The following is a 14,805-nucleotide window of genomic DNA, read 5'->3' on the forward strand; positions in this document are numbered from 1 at the left end:
CCCCAGCCCAGCAGGGCGGGCTTGCGGTACCAGGCCTCGTCGCCGGGGGCGGGGGGCTCGGCCATGCCGGGGGACCGGGTGCCGTAGACCAGGCCCTGGAGTTCCTCGGCGGGCTTGGGACGGGTGAACAGCGACACCGCGACCATGACGACCCCGCCGGCCACGAAGCCGGCGATCGCGGAGACGAAGTTGGCGCCCTGGTCGGAGGGGATGTCGATGATGCCCTGCTTGTAGATGACGAAGTAGTTGACCATCGCGGCCGTGGTGCCGGCGAGCAGGCCCCAGAAGCCGGACTTCATCGAGGCCCGCTTCCAGAACATGCCGACGATGAAGACCACGAACATCGGCACGTTGAAGAAGGAGAACAGGGTCTGCAGGTAGGCCATGATGTTCGAGAACGACGAGGCCAGGAACGCGGTGCCGACCGAGGCGAGCACGCCGATCGCGGTGATCAGCCGGCCGAAGCGCACGTAGTAGGCGTCCTCGCGGTGCTTCACCACGTACTTGGCCCAGATGTCGGTGGTGAACACGGTGTTGAAGGACGACACGTTGGCCGCCATGCCCGCCATGAACGCGGCGAGCAGACCGGTCACCGCGATGCCGAGCACGCCGTTGGGCAGCAACTCCTGCATCAGGAAGGGAATCGCGTCGTTGTACTGGTAACCGGAGCCGGGAGTGCCGAACTTCGGCACCAGCGCGGCGGCGACCAGGCCCGGGATCATCACCAGGAAGACGATGAAGATCTTCGGGTAGGCGGCGATCAGCGGGGTGCGCTGGGCGGCGGAGAGGTTCTTCGCCGACAGCGCGCGCTGCACCTCGGCGAAGTTGGTGGTCCAGTAGCCGAAGGACAGCACGAAGCCGAGGCCGAGGACGATGGTGAGCCAGTTGGCGCCGAGCGGGTTGGCGTGGCCGATGCCGGTGCCGCCCCAGGCCGTGGTGAAGTCGGCCCCGTGGGTGGCGGTGAGCTTGTGGGTCAGGCCGTCCCAGCCGCCGACCTTCTTCAGGCTGAGCACGACGATCGGGATGAGGGCCGCGAGGATCACGAAGAACTGCAGCACCTCGTTGTAGATCGCGGAGGACAGGCCGCCGAGGGTGATGTAGGCGAGCACGAAGAAGCCGGCGACCACGATGGCGACCCACTGCGGCCAGCCCAGCAGCGCCTCGACGACGATCGCGAGGGCGTAGAGGTTGACACCGGCGATCAGGATGGCCGCGAAGGCGAACAGGATCGAACTCAGCAGATGGGCCGCTCGGTCGAAGCGCAGCAGCAGGAACTCGGGGACCGAGCGCACCTTGGAGCCGTAGTAGAAGGGCATCATCACCAGGCCGAGGAAGACCATGGCCGGGATGGCGCCGATCCAGTACCAGTGCACGGTGTACGCGCCGTACTGGGCGCTGTTGGCGGCCATGCCGAGGATCTCGGTGGCGGCCAGGTTGGCGGAGATGAACGCCAGGCCGGTGATCCAGGCGGGCAGGGACCGGCCGGACAGGAAGAAGTCGAGGCTGGTCTTGACCGACCGGCGGGCGGCGAAGCCGATGCCCAGGACCACGACGAAGTAGATGCCGAGGATCGTGTAGTCGAGCCCGTTCGTGGGGAGCCGTAGGCCCGCCGCCAGCTCCACGGGGCCGTATGTGGGGGTTTGCATGAGAACTCGCTTCGTTGCGCGAACTGGTCCAGCGGGGAACCTACGCCTCCGCGTTCAGTATTTGAACACTTCTGTTGGTCGTCTTTGTTTGATTGTGATGTGAGAAGTTCGAGAGCCGGTGGATGGTGGGTTGTGACGTGTTATGTTTGATTGTGTTGGTGAGTGGTTGGGATCCAGTAGGGAGACCGGCAGTGAAGAAGACCTCGACCCGGCTGGCCGACGGTCGTGAGCTGATCTACTACGACCTGCGTGACGACACCGTGCGCGACGCCGTGGACCGGCGCCCGTTGGAGCCGACCGTCACCAGCTCCACGATCCGCCGGGACGAGCTGCTCGGCGACCGCGTGGCCGTCGCCTCGCACCGCCAGGGCCGCACCTACCATCCGCCGGCGGACGAGTGCCCCCTGTGCCCGTCCCGGGGCGAGCGCCTGAGCGAGATCCCCGACTCCTCGTACGACCTGGTGGTCTTCGAGAACCGCTTCCCCTCGCTCGCCGGCGACTCCGGCCGCTGCGAGGTCGTCTGCTTCACCCCCGACCACGACGCCTCCTTCGCCGGTCTGAGCGAGGAGCAGGCGCGGCTGGTCCTGGACGCGTGGACCGACCGGACGTCGGAGCTGTCTCATCTGCCCTCCGTGGAGCAGGTGTTCTGTTTTGAGAACCGGGGCGCCGAGATCGGCGTGACGCTGGGTCACCCGCACGGCCAGATCTACGCCTACCCCTTCACCACCCCGCGCACCGCGCTGATGCTCCGCTCGCTCGCGGCGCACAAGGAGGCGACCGGCGGGGAGAACCTCTTCGACGCGGTCCTCGCGCGGGAACTCGCGGATGAGCGGGTCGTCCTCGAGTCCGCCCACTGGGCGGCCTTCGTGCCGTACGCGGCGCACTGGCCCTACGAGGTCCACCTATACCCCAAGCGCCGCGTCCCCGACCTGCTCGCCCTCGACGAGGCCGCGCGCACAGAGTTTCCCCAGGTGTATCTGGAACTGTTGAGGCGCTTCGACCGGATCTTCGGCGAGGGTGAACCGCCGACCCCGTACATCGCGGCCTGGCACCAGGCCCCGTTCGGCCCGCTGGCGGACTTCGAGGGCGTCGTACGCGACGACTTCGCGCTCCACCTCGAGCTTTTCACCATCCGCCGCACTTCCGGCAAGCTCAAGTTTCTCGCGGGTTCCGAGTCCGGCATGAGCGTGTTCATCAACGACGTGCCGCCGGAGCGCGCGGCCGAGCGACTGCGAGAGGTAGCGAGTTCATGAGCGGGAAGTACCTGGTGACGGGCGGCGCGGGTTACGTGGGCAGCGTGGTCGCCCGGCACCTGCTCGAGGCCGGCCACGAGGTCGTCGTCCTCGACAACCTCTCCACCGGCTTCGCCGAGGCCGTCCCCGAGGGCGCCGACTTCGTGGAGGGCGACATCCGCGACGCCGCCAAGTGGCTGGACCCCTCCTTCGGCGCCGTTCTGCACTTCGCCGCGTTCTCGCAGGTCGGCGAGTCGGTGGTGAAGCCGGAGAAGTACTGGGAGAACAACGTCGGCGGCACCATGGCGCTGCTCGCCGCGATGCGCGAGTCGCGGGTGCGCACCCTGGTGTTCTCCTCCACGGCCGCCACCTACGGCGAACCGGAGCAGGTGCCCATCGTCGAGACCGCGCCCACCCGGCCCACCAACCCCTACGGAGCCTCCAAGCTCGCCGTCGACCACATGATCGGCGGCGAGGCGGCCGCCCACGGCCTGGGCGCGGTCTCGCTGCGCTACTTCAACGTGGCCGGCGCCTACGGCGCGAGCGGCGAGCGCCACGACCCCGAGTCGCACCTCATCCCGCTGGTCCTCCAGGTCGCGCAGGGCCGCCGGGACGCGATCTCCGTCTACGGCGACGACTACCCCACCCCGGACGGCACCTGCGTACGCGACTACATCCACGTCGCCGACCTGGCCGAGGCGCATCTGCTCGCCCTGGAGGCCGCCCGCCCGGGCGAGCACCTGATCTGCAACCTGGGCAACGGCAGTGGCTTCTCCGTCCGCGAGGTGATCGAGACCGTCCGGCAGGTCACCGGCCACCCCGTCCCCGAGGTCACGGCCCCGCGCCGGGCCGGCGACCCCGCGGTCCTCGTCGCCTCCGCCGAGGCCGCCCGCGACCGGCTCGGCTGGCGGCCCTCCCGCGCGGACCTCGCCGGTATCGTCGCGGACGCCTGGGAGTTCGCGCAGCGCATCGCAAGGGAGAGCTGAGTGGTGGCACAAGAGGTCCGGGACGGCTTCACCGCGCTCTACGGCGCCGGGCCGGACGGAGTGTGGGCGGCGCCCGGCCGCGTCAACCTGATCGGCGAGGATGCCGTTCGCGCTGCCGCACGTCACGGTCGCCGCGCTCGCCCGCCGCACCGACGGCGTGCTGCGGCTGCACTCGGCGGACGTGCCGGGCGGCCCCGTCGAACTGCGCGTGGACGGCCTGGCCCCGGGCTCGGACAAGGCGTGGACCGCCTACCCGGCGGGAGTCGTGTGGGCGCTGCGCGAGGCCGGCCACGCGGTGACCGGCGCCGACGTGCACCTGTCCTCCACGGTCCCCTCGGGCGCCGGGCTGTCCTCCTCCGCCGCCCTGGAGGTCGTCATCGCCTGCGCCCTCAACGACCTCTTCTCACTCGGCCTCAAGGGCCGGCAACTGGCCCGCCTGTGCCAGCGCGCCGAGAACGTCTACGTCGGCGCCCCCACCGGCATCATGGACCAGACGGCCTCCGCCTGCTGCGAAGCCGGGCACGCCCTGTTCCTCGACACCCGCGACCTGTCCCAGCGGCAGATCCCCTTCGACCTCGCGGCCGAGGGCCTGCGCCTGCTGGTCGTCGACACCCGCGTCAAGCACGCCCACAGCGACGGCGAGTACGGCAAGCGCCGCGCCGGCTGCGAGAAGGGCGCGGCCCTCCTGGGCGTGGACGCCCTGCGGGACGTCCCGTACGCCGAACTCGACTCGGCCCTCGCGCGCCTGGGCGACGAGGAGGAGATCCGCCGCCTGGTACGCCACGTGGTCACCGAGAACGAGCGGGTCGAACGCGTGGTGTCCCTGCTCGAGTCGGGCTCCCCCCGCGCCATCGGCCCCGTCCTGACGGAGGGCCACGTCTCCCTGCGGGACGACTTCCGCATCTCCTGCCCCGAACTCGACCTGGCCGTCGACACCGCCAACGCCTCCGGCGCCCTGGGCGCCCGCATGACCGGCGGCGGCTTCGGCGGCTCGGCGATCGTCCTCACCGAACACCCCACCGCCCCCACGATCACCAAGGCCCTGGAGAACGCCTTCACATCCGCGGGCTTCACATCCCCCCGAATCTTCGAGGCGACACCTTCGCCAGGCGCGGGCCGACTGTCCTGAAAGCCCGGCCGAATGCCCGGCGCCGCCCGCTGTGTGGACGTCCGGGTCAGCGCAATGGTTTGAGCAAGGTGTATTCCGTGATTCCCGGGGGGTAGTCCGGGATGGCGCAGACTACTTTGTAGCCGTGGCGGCGGTAGAAGTGGGGGGCCTGGAAGTCCCAGGTTTCCAGGCGGGCGCCGTGGCAGCCGCGTTCGTCGCGGGCCAGGCGTTCGGCGCGGACGAGGAGGCGGGAGCCGAGGCCCGCGCCGCGGTGGCGTTCGTCGACCCAGAGGTACGCCACGTGCAGCCAGGTGGTCCAGGTGTGGCCCACCAGACCGCCCGCGAGGGCGCCGGTCCCGTCCAGCGCCCAGACGTGCAGCGGGAGTTCGCGTTCGGCGGGGGTTCCGCGCAGGGCGGCCAGGACGGGGGACGCCGCCGTGTTCGTGTCGCGGAGGCGGGAGCGGAGCAGATCGCGCCGCTCTTTGTCGACTTCTGCCTCAATACGAAACATGCGGCACACCCTAAACGCGCTCGACGGCCAGTTCTGCGAATTGCCTTCCCCTCCAGGCGCCCGCCCGTACTCTGAGGAACGGTGCCGGTGGGGGCCGGCGCCGTTCAGGGGGCGAGACAGCCGGGTTCGACGCCCGAAGCGGGGGTAGCAGTTCCGCATGGCGGCGGCCGTGCGGTCATGCCGCCGCGGGCGTCGGGCCCGTGCCGGCCGCACTTCTTGGACGATCGGGAATCCCCTGCTCCGCCAGGAGCCTGGGGAAGGGGGTCTTCAGTGGTTCGCATCCGAGTCCTGGTCGTCGACGACCACCGCATCTTCGCCGAGTCGCTCGCCGCCGCCCTGGCCGCCGAGCCCGACGTCGAGGTCCTGGCGGCCGGCTCCGGCCCGGCGGCGCTGCGCTGTCTGGAGCGGGCCGCAGCCGAGGGCCGCCGCTTCGACGTACTGCTCGTCGACGCCGACCTCGGCGGCAACGTCATGGGCGGCCGGGCCGCCGTTCCCGTCCAGGACGGCAACGCGGACGGGCTCGTCGACGGCATCTCCCTGGTCGTCGGGGTGCGCGGCGCCCAGCCGGGCGTGCGGACCGTCGTACTGGCCGAGAAGGACGACCCGCGCCGGGCCGCGCTCGCGCTGCAGGCCGGGGCGTCCGGCTGGGTCGCCAAGGACTGCTCGCTGTCCCGGCTGCTCACCGTCATCCGGGGCGTGCTGCGTGACGAGACCCATCTCCCGCCCGCCCTGCTCACCGGCGTACTGCGCGAACTGACCGCCGCGCGCAAGCACCGCACCGAGAGCGAGCGGCTGGTGGAGTCGCTGACCCCGCGCGAGCGCGAGGTGCTGCGCTGCATGGTCGCGGGCCTCGGCCGCAAGGCCGTCGCCGAGCGGCTGTACCTGTCCCCGCACACCGTCCGCACCCACATGCAGAACGTGCTGGGCAAGCTGGGCGTGCACTCCACCCTCGCCGCGGTCGCCCTCGCCCGCCGGGCCGGGGTCGGCCCGGTCGACCTAACCGGGGATGTTGTCGAACGGGGCGGTCAACTGGCGTAGCAGGCTCGCCAGTTCGGCGCGCTGGGCGGAGGACAGCTCCCCGAGGATGGCGCGCTCCTGGTCGAGCAGTCCCGCCAGGGACCGGTCGGCGCGGTCCTTGCCCTCGTCCGTCAGCCGGACCAGCACACCGCGCCGGTCGCTCGGATCGGGCAGCCGCTCCACCAGGCCCTTCTTGGCCAGCCGGTCGATGCGGTTGGTCATCGTGCCCGAGGTGACCAGGGTCTGGGTCAGCAGCTGTCCGGGCGAGAGCTGGTACGGCGAGCCCGCGCGTCTGAGCGCGGTCAGCACGTCGAACTCCCAGGGCTCCAGGCTGTGCTCGGAGAAGGCAAGCCGGCGTGCGCGGTCGAGGTGCCGGGCCAGCCGGCTCACCCGGCTGAGCACCTCGAGCGGTTCCACGTCGAGGTCCGGGCGCTCCCGGCGCCACGACGCGACCAGTCGATCGACCTCGTCCTCCATGACGATCAGTGTAGTGGTTGTGTCGACGTGAAGTCTCTTGATATCGAGCTTCTTGACGTCAAGCTATCCATTCCGGGAAGGTGGTGACGGAAACGGAGTACGACTTCAAGGAGGCCGCCGTGCCCGAGCACGCCCCCACATGGGACCCCGCCCAGTACCTGCGCCACGCCGGCCACCGCGCCCGCCCCTTCACCGACCTCCTCGCCCGCGTCCCCGAGCCGCCCGCGGACCGGCCCCGCATCGCCGACCTCGGCTGCGGCCCCGGCAACGTCACCGCTCTGCTCGCCGGCCGCTGGCCCACCGCCCGCATCACCGGCTACGACAACTCCACCGAGATGCTCGACAAGGCCGTCGTGGAGCACGCGGGCCCCACCCCGGGCGGCGGCCGTCTGGAGTTCGCCCACGCGGACGCCCGCACCTGGACGCCCGCGGAGCCGCACGACCTGATCGTCAGCAACGCCACCCTCCAGTGGGTACCGGGCCACGCCGGCCGCTTCGCCGACTGGGTGGCCGCCCTCAGGCCCGGCGGGACCTTCGCCTTCCAGGTGCCCGGCAACTTCCTGGCCCCCAGCCACCGCCTGATGCGGGACCTCGCGGGCTCCGCCCGCTTCAGGGACCGCCTCGACGGCGTCCTGCGCCACGAGGACGCCGTCCACGAGCCCGCGGCCTACCTGGAGCGCCTCACCGCGCTCGGCTGCACGGCCGACGTCTGGGAGACGACGTACGTCCATCTGCTGCACGGCGAGGACCCGGTCCTGGACTGGGTGAAGGGCACGGGCCTGCGCCCGGTCCTCACCGCGCTCGCCGACGAGCCGGCGGTCCGGGACGCGTTCCTGGCCGAGTACCGCTCCGCCCTGCGCGCGGCCTACCCGGCGGGCCCGCACGGCACCCCGTTCCCCTTCCGCCGCATCTTCGCGGTGGCCACGAAGGAGGCCTGAGAGATGCTCACCGCCGTCGACCATGTGCAGCTGGCCGCGCCGCCCGGCTCGGAGGACCGCCTGCGGGCGTACTACGCCGGCGTGCTCGGCATGACGGAGATCCCCAAGCCGCCCGTGCTCGCGGCGCGCGGCGGCTGCTGGTTCCAGGCCGGGGCCGTGCAGCTCCACCTCGGCGTCGAGGACGGTTTCCGCCCGGCGAGGAAGGCCCACCCGGGCCTGCGGGTGACCGGCATCGTGGCCTACGCCGCCCGCCTCGCGGAGCGCGGCGCCCAGGTCACCTGGGACGACAACCTCCCGGGGCATCGCCGCTTCTACTCCGAGGACCCGGTGGGCAACCGCCTGGAGTTCCTCGAGCCGACCGGCTGAGAACAATTAACGGAGAGCGGCCGACGGAGAGCGGCCGACGGAGAGCGGCCGACGGAGAGCGGCCGACGGAGAGCGGCCGACGGAGAGCGGCCGGCTGAGTGCCCCGCCGTCAGCTCCTGCGGTGCCCGATCAGCCGCGGCTTCTGCTCCAGGCCGTCAAGACCGTGCCAGGCCAGGTTCACCAGATGGGCGGCCACCTCCGCCTTCTTCGGGCGGCGCACGTCCAGCCACCACTGGCCGGTCAGGGCGACCATGCCGACCAGCGCCTGGGCGTACAGCGGGGCCAGCTTGGGGTCGAAGCCGCGGGACTTGAACTCGCGGCCCAGGATGTCCTCCACCTGGGTGGCGATGTCCGAGATCAGGGACGCGAAGGACCCCGTCGACTGGGGGATGGGGGAGTCGCGGACGAGGATGCGGAAGCCGTCCGTGTACTCCTCGATGTAGTCAAGCAGCGCGAACGCCGCCTGCTCGCACAGCTCGCGCGGGTGACCGGCCGTCAGCGAGCTGGTCACCATGTCCAGCAGCCGCCGCATCTCGCGGTCCACCACCACCGCGTACAGGCCCTCCTTGCCGCCGAAGTGCTCGTACACCACCGGCTTGGACACCCCGGCCTTCGCCGCGATCTCCTCCACCGACGTGCCCTCGAAACCCTTCGCGGCGAACAGGGTGCGACCGATCTCCAGCAGCTGCTGGCGGCGCTCGGCACCGGTCATGCGGGTGCGGCGCGCGCGCCGCGGCTTCTCATTGCTGGGAGTGCTGCTGGAGTCGGTCGCCACGGCGTCAATCATGCCGTCTCGGCCGTCTCCTTCCGGCGCCGGGAGCCGTCTTCGCCCGTGTTCCGGCGGGAATCGATACGCGAGCGTGACGGCCAGCGCACGTCGTACGCCCAGCCGAGCTTCTCGAACCAGCGGATGATCCGTGCGGAGGAGTCCAGCTGGCCGCGCTCCACACCGTGCCGTGCCGAGGTCGGGTCGGCGTGGTGCAGGTTGTGCCAGGACTCGCCGCAGGACAGGATCGCCAGCCACCACACGTTGCCCGATCGGTCCCGCGACTTGAAGGGGCGCTTGCCGACCGCGTGGCAGATCGAGTTGATCGACCACGTCACGTGGTGCAGCAGCGCCACCCGGACGAGCGAACCCCAGAAGAACCCGGTGAACGCCCCCCACCACGACAGCGTGACCAGGCCGCCGATCAGCGCCGGCAGCGCCAGCGACGCCACCGTCCACAGGATGAACTGGCGCGAGACCGCCCGCAGCGCCGGGTCCTTGATCAGATCCGGCGCGTACTTGTCCTGCGGGGTCTGCTCCTCGTCGAACATCCAGCCGACGTGGGCCCACCACAGGCCCTTCATCAGCGCCGGGACCGTCTCGCCGTAGCGCCAGGGGGAGTGCGGGTCACCCTCGTGGTCGGAGAACTTGTGATGCCTGCGGTGGTCGGCGACCCACCGGACCAGCGGGCCCTCGACCGCCATCGACCCGGCGACGGCCAGCGCGATCTTCAGGGGCCGCTTGGCCTTGAACGAACCATGGGTGAAGTGCCGGTGGAAACCGATCGTGATGCCGTGACAGCCGAGGAAGTAGAAGAAGACCAGCAGGCCGAGGTCCAGCCAGCTCACCCCCCACCCCCAGGCCAGCGGCACCGCCGCGAGGAGGGCGAGGAACGGGACGGTGATGAACAGCAGCAGCGTGATCTGCTCGATCGAACGCTTCTGCTCGCCACCCAGCGTGGCCGAGGGCATCGCGGTGTCGGTCGCCTTCGGGGCGTCGTCGATCACATCGGAGCTTGTGGTCATGGGCGTCCCCTGTGGGGTCGAGGGTCTAGGCAGGCGCCGCGGTTCCGGAGACCGATCAGCTCCCTACGGTTCCGTAACCTACGGCGTCGTAAGTATGGCAGTGCGTCGCCGCGCGGCAAGAGCCCGTGGCCTGCGCGCGCCGCCCGACACCTAGACTTGGTGTCGGTCGGACAGCGCGGTCCGCTGAAGAAGATTCCTTCCCGGATGCCCGGCCCGTATGCGGCAACCGCCGCGCGGCACCCGTCCGGGTTCCCTCCCAGACGAGCTTCAACACTGCAAGGAGCCGCACCTGTGAGCAGTGCCGACGACCAGACGACGACCAGCAGCGAGCTGCGTGCCGACATCCGCCGACTGGGGGACCTCCTCGGAGAGACCCTGGTGAGGCAGGAGGGCCCCGAACTCCTCGACCTGGTCGAGAAGGTCCGCCGCCTCACCCGCGAGGACGGTGAGGCCGCCGCCGAACTGCTGCGGGGCACCGAACTGGAGACCGCGGCCAAGCTGGTCCGCGCCTTCTCCACCTACTTCCACCTCGCCAACGTCACCGAGCAGGTCCACCGCGGCCGGGAGCTGCGCGCCCGCCGCGCCGCCGAGGGCGGCCTCATCTCCCGTACCGCCGACAGGCTCAAGGACGCCGACCCCGAGCACCTGCGCCAGACGGTCAGGCACCTCAACGTCCGCCCGGTCTTCACGGCCCACCCCACCGAGGCCGCCCGCCGCTCGGTCCTCAACAAGCTCCGGCGCATCGCCGCGCTGCTGGAGACCCCGGTCATCGAGTCCGACCGCCGCCGCCACGACACACGGCTGGCCGAGAACATCGACCTCGTCTGGCAGACCGACGAGCTGCGCGTCGTACGCCCCGAGCCCGCCGACGAGGCCCGCAACGCCATCTACTACCTCGACGAACTCCACGCCGGCGCCGTCGGCGACGTCCTGGAGGACCTGACCGCCGAGCTCGAGCGGGTCGGCGTGAAGCTGCCCGACGACACCCGGCCGGTCACCTTCGGCACCTGGATCGGCGGCGACCGCGACGGCAACCCGAACGTGACCCCGCAGGTCACCTGGGACGTGCTGATCCTCCAGCACGAGCACGGCATCAACGACGCCCTCGACATGATCGACGAGCTGCGCGGCTTCCTGTCGAACTCCATCCGCTACACCGGCGCCACCGACGAGCTGCTGGCGTCCCTCCAGGCCGACCTCGACAAGCTCCCCGAGATCAGCCCCCGCTACAAGAGGCTCAACGCCGAGGAGCCCTACCGGCTCAAGGCCACCTGCATCCGGCAGAAGCTCGTCAACACCAAGCGGCGCCTGGCCACGGGCACCCCGCACGAGCCGGGCCACGACTACCTCGGCACCGCCGAACTCCTCGCCGACCTGCGCCTCGTGCAGGAGTCCCTGCGCGCCCACCGCGGCGGGCTGTTCGCCGACGGCCGGCTGAACCGCACCATCCGCACCCTGGCCGCCTTCGGCCTCCAGCTGGCCACCATGGACGTCCGCGAGCACGCCGACGCCCACCACCACGCCCTCGGCCAGCTGTTCGACCGGCTCGGCGAGGAGTCCTGGCGCTACGCCGACATGCCCCGTGAGTACCGCGCCAAGCTGCTCGCCAAGGAGCTGAGGTCCAGAAGGCCGCTCGCCCCGACCCCCGCCCCCGTCGACGCGGCCGGCGCCAAGACCCTCGGCGTCTTCGAGACGGTGGGCCGCGCCCTGAACGTCTTCGGGCCCGAGGTCATCGAGTCCTACATCATCTCCATGTGCCAGGGCGCCGACGACGTCTTCGCCGCCACCGTCCTCGCCCGCGAGGCCGGCCTGCTCGACCTGCACGCCGGCTGGGCGAAGATCGGCATCGTGCCGCTGCTGGAGACCACCGAGGAGCTCAAGGCAGCCGACACCATCCTCGAGGACATGCTCTCCGACCCGTCCTACCGGCGGCTCGTCGCCCTGCGCGGCGATGTGCAGGAGGTCATGCTCGGCTACTCCGACTCCTCCAAGTTCGGCGGCATCACCACCAGCCAGTGGGAGATCCACCGCGCCCAGCGCCGACTGCGCGACGTCGCCCACCGCTACGGCGTACGGCTGCGCCTCTTCCACGGCCGCGGCGGCACCGTCGGCCGCGGCGGCGGCCCCACCCACGACGCGATCCTCGCCCAGCCCTGGGGCACCCTGGAGGGCGAGATCAAGGTCACCGAGCAGGGCGAGGTCATCTCCGACAAGTACCTCATCCCGTCCCTGGCCCGGGAGAACCTCGAACTGACCGTCGCGGCCACCCTGCAGGCCTCCGCCCTGCACACCGCGCCCCGCCAGTCCGACGAGGCCCTCGCCCGCTGGGACGCGGCCATGGACGTCGTCTCCGAAGCCGCCCACACCGCCTACCGCAAGCTGGTCGAGGACCCCGACCTGCCGACGTACTTCCTGGCCTCCACGCCGGTCGACCAGCTCGCCGACCTGCACCTGGGCTCGCGGCCCTCCCGCCGCCCCGGCTCGGGCGTCTCGCTCGACGGACTGCGCGCCATCCCCTGGGTGTTCGGCTGGACCCAGTCGCGGCAGATCGTGCCCGGCTGGTTCGGCGTCGGCTCCGGCCTCAAGGCGCTGCGCGAGGCGGGCCTGGACACCGTGCTCGACGAGATGCACCAGCAGTGGCACTTCTTCCGCAACTTCATCTCCAACGTCGAGATGACGCTCGCCAAGACCGACCTGCGCATCGCCCGGCACTACGTCGACACGCTCGTCCCGGACGACCTCAGGCACATCTTCGACACCATCCGCGCCGAGCACGAACTCACCGTCAGCGAGGTCCTGCGCGTCACCGGGGAGAGCGAACTCCTCGACGCCCAGCCGGTGCTGAAGCAGACGTTCGCCATCCGCGACGCCTACCTCGACCCGATCTCCTACCTCCAGGTCACCCTGCTCAAGCGCCAGCGCGACGCGGCGGCCGCCGGCGAGGAGGCCGACCCGCTGCTCTCCCGCGCCCTGCTGCTCACGGTCAACGGCGTGGCGGCCGGCCTGCGCAACACCGGCTGACCGCAGGGAAGAACGGAAGAAGGGTGCCCCCGGCCCCGTAGGAGATCATCGGTCTCCGGCGAGCCGGGGGCATCCCGTTCCCCGTGCCGCAAGGGGGCGCTCAGAGCGCCAGGAACGCGGCCGTCAGCAGGGCGAGTCCCGAGCCCGCCAGCGCCCACGCGGTCCGGCTGCGGCGCAGTCCGCCCGCCACCACCACCGAGGCCAGCAGCAGCGCGCCGCCCAGCGGGGCCCAGGCGTACAGGACCCCGGCGGGGCCCGAGCGCAGCACCTGGTCGGTGCCGGGCTTGACGACGACGCTGTAGGTGCGCCCCTTCTTCACGGCCACCGTGTGCGCGATCACCACCCGGTTGCGGGCCGCGGACCCCGTGGTCACGGGCGTGTACGGGCCCGTGCAGGTGTCCTCGCCGCAGCGCGTGACCTCGACCGTGCCCCGCTCGCGGCCCTTGGTCAGCATCACGTAGGGCGCGGTCTCCCAGGACGCCCACACCCCGGCGACGAGGATGAGCACGGCGACCGTCCCCATCACGGCGACCCGCCCGAACCGGAGCGCGGCGGACGAGGCCTGACGAGGCTGTCCCTTCCGGCGGGAGCGGCGGGCGGCGGCAGCGGCAGGCATGGCCGGGATCATTGGCCATACCCGCACAGCCGGTCAACTCGACGGCGGTCCGGCCGGGCGACAAGTCAGGAGTTGTACGAGCTTTGCGCCCGCTCGAGACCCTCCGCCAGGAGACACTCCACCGAGTCCGCGGCCCGGTCCACGAAGTAGTCCAGCTCCTTGCGCTCGGTGGAGGAGAAGTCCTTCAGCACGAAGTCCGCCACCTGCATACGGCCCGGCGGCCGCCCGATCCCGAAGCGCACCCGGTGGTAGTCCGGGCCCATCGCCTTCGTCATCGACTTCAGCCCGTTGTGGCCGTTGTCGCCGCCGCCCAGCTTCAGCCGCAGCACCCCGTAGTCGATGTCCAGCTCGTCGTGCACCGCCACGATGTTGGCGAGCGGCACCTTGTAGAAGTCGCGCAGCGCGTTCACCGGGCCGCCCGACAGGTTCATGTACGACATCGGCTTGACCAGCACCACCCGCCGGCTGCCCGGTCCCGGCGGGCCGATCCGCCCCTCCACCACCTGGGCCTGGGCCTTGCCCGCCCGCTTGAACCGGCCCCCGATCCGGTCGGCCAGCAGATCCACCACCATGAACCCGACGTTGTGCCGGTTCATGGCGTACTCCGGTCCGGGATTGCCGAGGCCGACGATCAGCCAGGGGGCGTTCGCGGGGGTGCTCACGGCGGTGTCTCCTCGATGTCCTCGATACGCGCCGACCGCCGCCCCCGTGCGCGAACACGGGGACAGCGGCCGGCGAAACCACGTACGGCGGGCGCGGCGATCAGGCCTCGGCGGCCTCTTCGCCCTGGCCCTCCTCGCCCTCCGGGGCCTCCTCGGCCTGGGCGGCCAGGACCTGGAGGACGACCGCGTCCTCGTCGACGGCCAGCGACACGCCGTTCGGCAGGGTGATGTCCTTGGCGTGGACCGAGGCGCCGGCCTCAAGACCCTCGACGGACACGGTGACCTGCTCCGGGATGTGCGTGGCCTCGGCCTCGACCGGCAGCGCGGCCAGGACGTGCTCCAGCAGGTTGCCGCCCGGGGCGAGCTCGCCCTCGGCGTGCACCGGGATCTCGACGGTGACCTTCTCGCCGCGCTTGACCAGCTGGAGGTCGACG

The 14,805-nt window shown here is 71.2% G+C and carries 13 protein-coding genes and 2 pseudogenes; 7 read left to right on the forward strand and 8 right to left on the reverse strand.

From position 1 onward, the window contains the following. A partial coding sequence (locus tag IE249_RS24595) for a sodium:solute symporter family protein (protein WP_189708187.1) occupies positions 1 to 1,646 on the reverse strand: 1,646 nt, incomplete at its 3' end. A 191-nt stretch (positions 1,647 to 1,837) separates the two neighbouring features. On the opposite strand from IE249_RS24595, the gene galT reads away from it, so the two are divergent. The 3 genes and pseudogenes from galT (at position 1,838) to galK (ending at position 4,993) form a co-directional block, all read left to right on the forward strand. After that, positions 1,838 to 2,899 (forward strand): galactose-1-phosphate uridylyltransferase, encoded by a 1,062-nt coding sequence (galT, locus tag IE249_RS24600; protein WP_189707996.1) that lies wholly within the window; start codon positions 1,838 to 1,840, stop codon positions 2,897 to 2,899. Beyond that, positions 2,896 to 3,864, forward strand: a complete 969-nt coding sequence (galE, locus tag IE249_RS24605; protein WP_189707997.1) for a UDP-glucose 4-epimerase GalE — start codon at positions 2,896 to 2,898, stop codon at positions 3,862 to 3,864. Before galT ends, galE begins: the two co-directional genes overlap by 4 nt. Next, positions 3,865 to 4,993: pseudogene (galK, locus tag IE249_RS24610) on the forward strand (galactokinase). It begins immediately after the preceding gene. A 46-nt stretch (positions 4,994 to 5,039) separates the two neighbouring features. On the opposite strand, the gene IE249_RS24615 reads toward galK, so the two are convergent. Further along, positions 5,040 to 5,483 carry a GNAT family N-acetyltransferase gene (locus tag IE249_RS24615; RefSeq protein WP_189707999.1) on the reverse strand — a complete coding sequence of 148 codons (444 nt, stop codon included), beginning with the start codon at positions 5,481 to 5,483 and terminating at the stop codon, positions 5,040 to 5,042. A 270-nt stretch (positions 5,484 to 5,753) separates the two neighbouring features. Between IE249_RS24615 and IE249_RS24620 the strand changes: the two genes are divergently transcribed. Next, on the forward strand, positions 5,754 to 6,521 hold the full coding sequence (locus IE249_RS24620; protein WP_189708001.1) for a LuxR C-terminal-related transcriptional regulator: 768 nt from the start codon (positions 5,754 to 5,756) through the stop codon (positions 6,519 to 6,521). On the opposite strand, the gene tamR is transcribed toward IE249_RS24620, so the two are convergent. Next, the gene (gene tamR / locus IE249_RS24625) at positions 6,480 to 6,977 is read right to left on the reverse strand and encodes a MarR family transcriptional regulator TamR (RefSeq protein ID WP_189708003.1); all 498 of its coding nucleotides are present in this window, start codon (positions 6,975 to 6,977) and stop codon (positions 6,480 to 6,482) included. The genes IE249_RS24620 and tamR overlap by 42 nt on opposite strands. Before the next feature lie 119 nt (positions 6,978 to 7,096). Between tamR and IE249_RS24630 the strand changes: the two genes are divergently transcribed. After that, complete coding sequence (locus IE249_RS24630; protein WP_189708189.1) at positions 7,097 to 7,915, forward strand: trans-aconitate 2-methyltransferase; 819 nt, start codon at positions 7,097 to 7,099, stop codon at positions 7,913 to 7,915. Positions 7,916 to 7,918: 3 nt separating this feature from the next. Continuing rightward, positions 7,919 to 8,281, forward strand: coding sequence for a VOC family protein (locus tag IE249_RS24635; RefSeq protein ID WP_189708005.1), 363 nt, complete (start codon positions 7,919 to 7,921; stop codon positions 8,279 to 8,281). 109 nt (positions 8,282 to 8,390) lie between these two features. Here IE249_RS24635 and IE249_RS24640 read toward each other — a convergent pair whose 3' ends face one another. Both IE249_RS24640 and IE249_RS24645 read right to left on the reverse strand, forming a co-directional pair. Beyond that, positions 8,391 to 9,068 (reverse strand): TetR/AcrR family transcriptional regulator, encoded by a 678-nt coding sequence (locus IE249_RS24640; RefSeq protein ID WP_132852882.1) that lies wholly within the window; start codon positions 9,066 to 9,068, stop codon positions 8,391 to 8,393. Next, positions 9,065 to 10,072 (reverse strand): acyl-CoA desaturase, encoded by a 1,008-nt coding sequence (locus tag IE249_RS24645; RefSeq protein ID WP_189708007.1) that lies wholly within the window; start codon positions 10,070 to 10,072, stop codon positions 9,065 to 9,067. The genes IE249_RS24640 and IE249_RS24645 overlap by 4 nt, the downstream gene beginning before the upstream one ends. Before the next feature lie 291 nt (positions 10,073 to 10,363). On the opposite strand from IE249_RS24645, the gene ppc reads away from it, so the two are divergent. Further along, complete coding sequence (gene ppc, locus IE249_RS24650; protein WP_189708009.1) at positions 10,364 to 13,093, forward strand: phosphoenolpyruvate carboxylase; 2,730 nt, start codon at positions 10,364 to 10,366, stop codon at positions 13,091 to 13,093. A gap of 100 nt (positions 13,094 to 13,193) precedes the next feature. Here the strand turns inward: ppc and IE249_RS24655 are convergent, their stop codons facing one another. The 3 genes and pseudogenes from IE249_RS24655 to IE249_RS38400 form a co-directional block, all read right to left on the reverse strand. Further along, on the reverse strand, positions 13,194 to 13,721 hold the full coding sequence (locus tag IE249_RS24655) for a hypothetical protein (protein ID WP_189708011.1): 528 nt from the start codon (positions 13,719 to 13,721) through the stop codon (positions 13,194 to 13,196). 53 nt (positions 13,722 to 13,774) lie between these two features. Next, positions 13,775 to 14,371: an aminoacyl-tRNA hydrolase gene (gene pth, locus IE249_RS24660; RefSeq protein ID WP_189708013.1), complete on the reverse strand. Its 597-nt coding sequence runs from the start codon at positions 14,369 to 14,371 to the stop codon at positions 13,775 to 13,777. Between the two features lie 100 nt (positions 14,372 to 14,471). Next, positions 14,472 to 14,805, reverse strand: a pseudogene (locus IE249_RS38400) (50S ribosomal protein L25/general stress protein Ctc); the annotation flags it as partial.

This window comes from Streptomyces anandii JCM 4720 (assembly GCF_014650655.1).
Lineage (GTDB): Bacteria > Actinomycetota > Actinomycetes > Streptomycetales > Streptomycetaceae > Streptomyces > Streptomyces anandii.

Bases quoted from the DNA above. Each gene is read 5' to 3' on its own strand.
- galE (WP_189707997.1), top strand. From the start codon at position 2,896: ATGAGCGGGAAGTACCTGGTGACGGGCGGCGCGGGTTACGTGGGCAGC.
- IE249_RS24615 (WP_189707999.1), bottom strand. From the start codon at position 5,483: ATGTTTCGTATTGAGGCAGAAGTCGACAAAGAGCGGCGCGATCTGCTC.
- tamR (WP_189708003.1), bottom strand. From the start codon at position 6,977: ATGGAGGACGAGGTCGATCGACTGGTCGCGTCGTGGCGCCGGGAGCGC.
- IE249_RS24635 (WP_189708005.1), top strand. From the start codon at position 7,919: ATGCTCACCGCCGTCGACCATGTGCAGCTGGCCGCGCCGCCCGGCTCG.
- IE249_RS24640 (WP_132852882.1), bottom strand. From the start codon at position 9,068: ATGATTGACGCCGTGGCGACCGACTCCAGCAGCACTCCCAGCAATGAG.
- IE249_RS24645 (WP_189708007.1), bottom strand. From the start codon at position 10,072: ATGACCACAAGCTCCGATGTGATCGACGACGCCCCGAAGGCGACCGAC.
- IE249_RS24655 (WP_189708011.1), bottom strand. From the start codon at position 13,721: ATGATCCCGGCCATGCCTGCCGCTGCCGCCGCCCGCCGCTCCCGCCGG.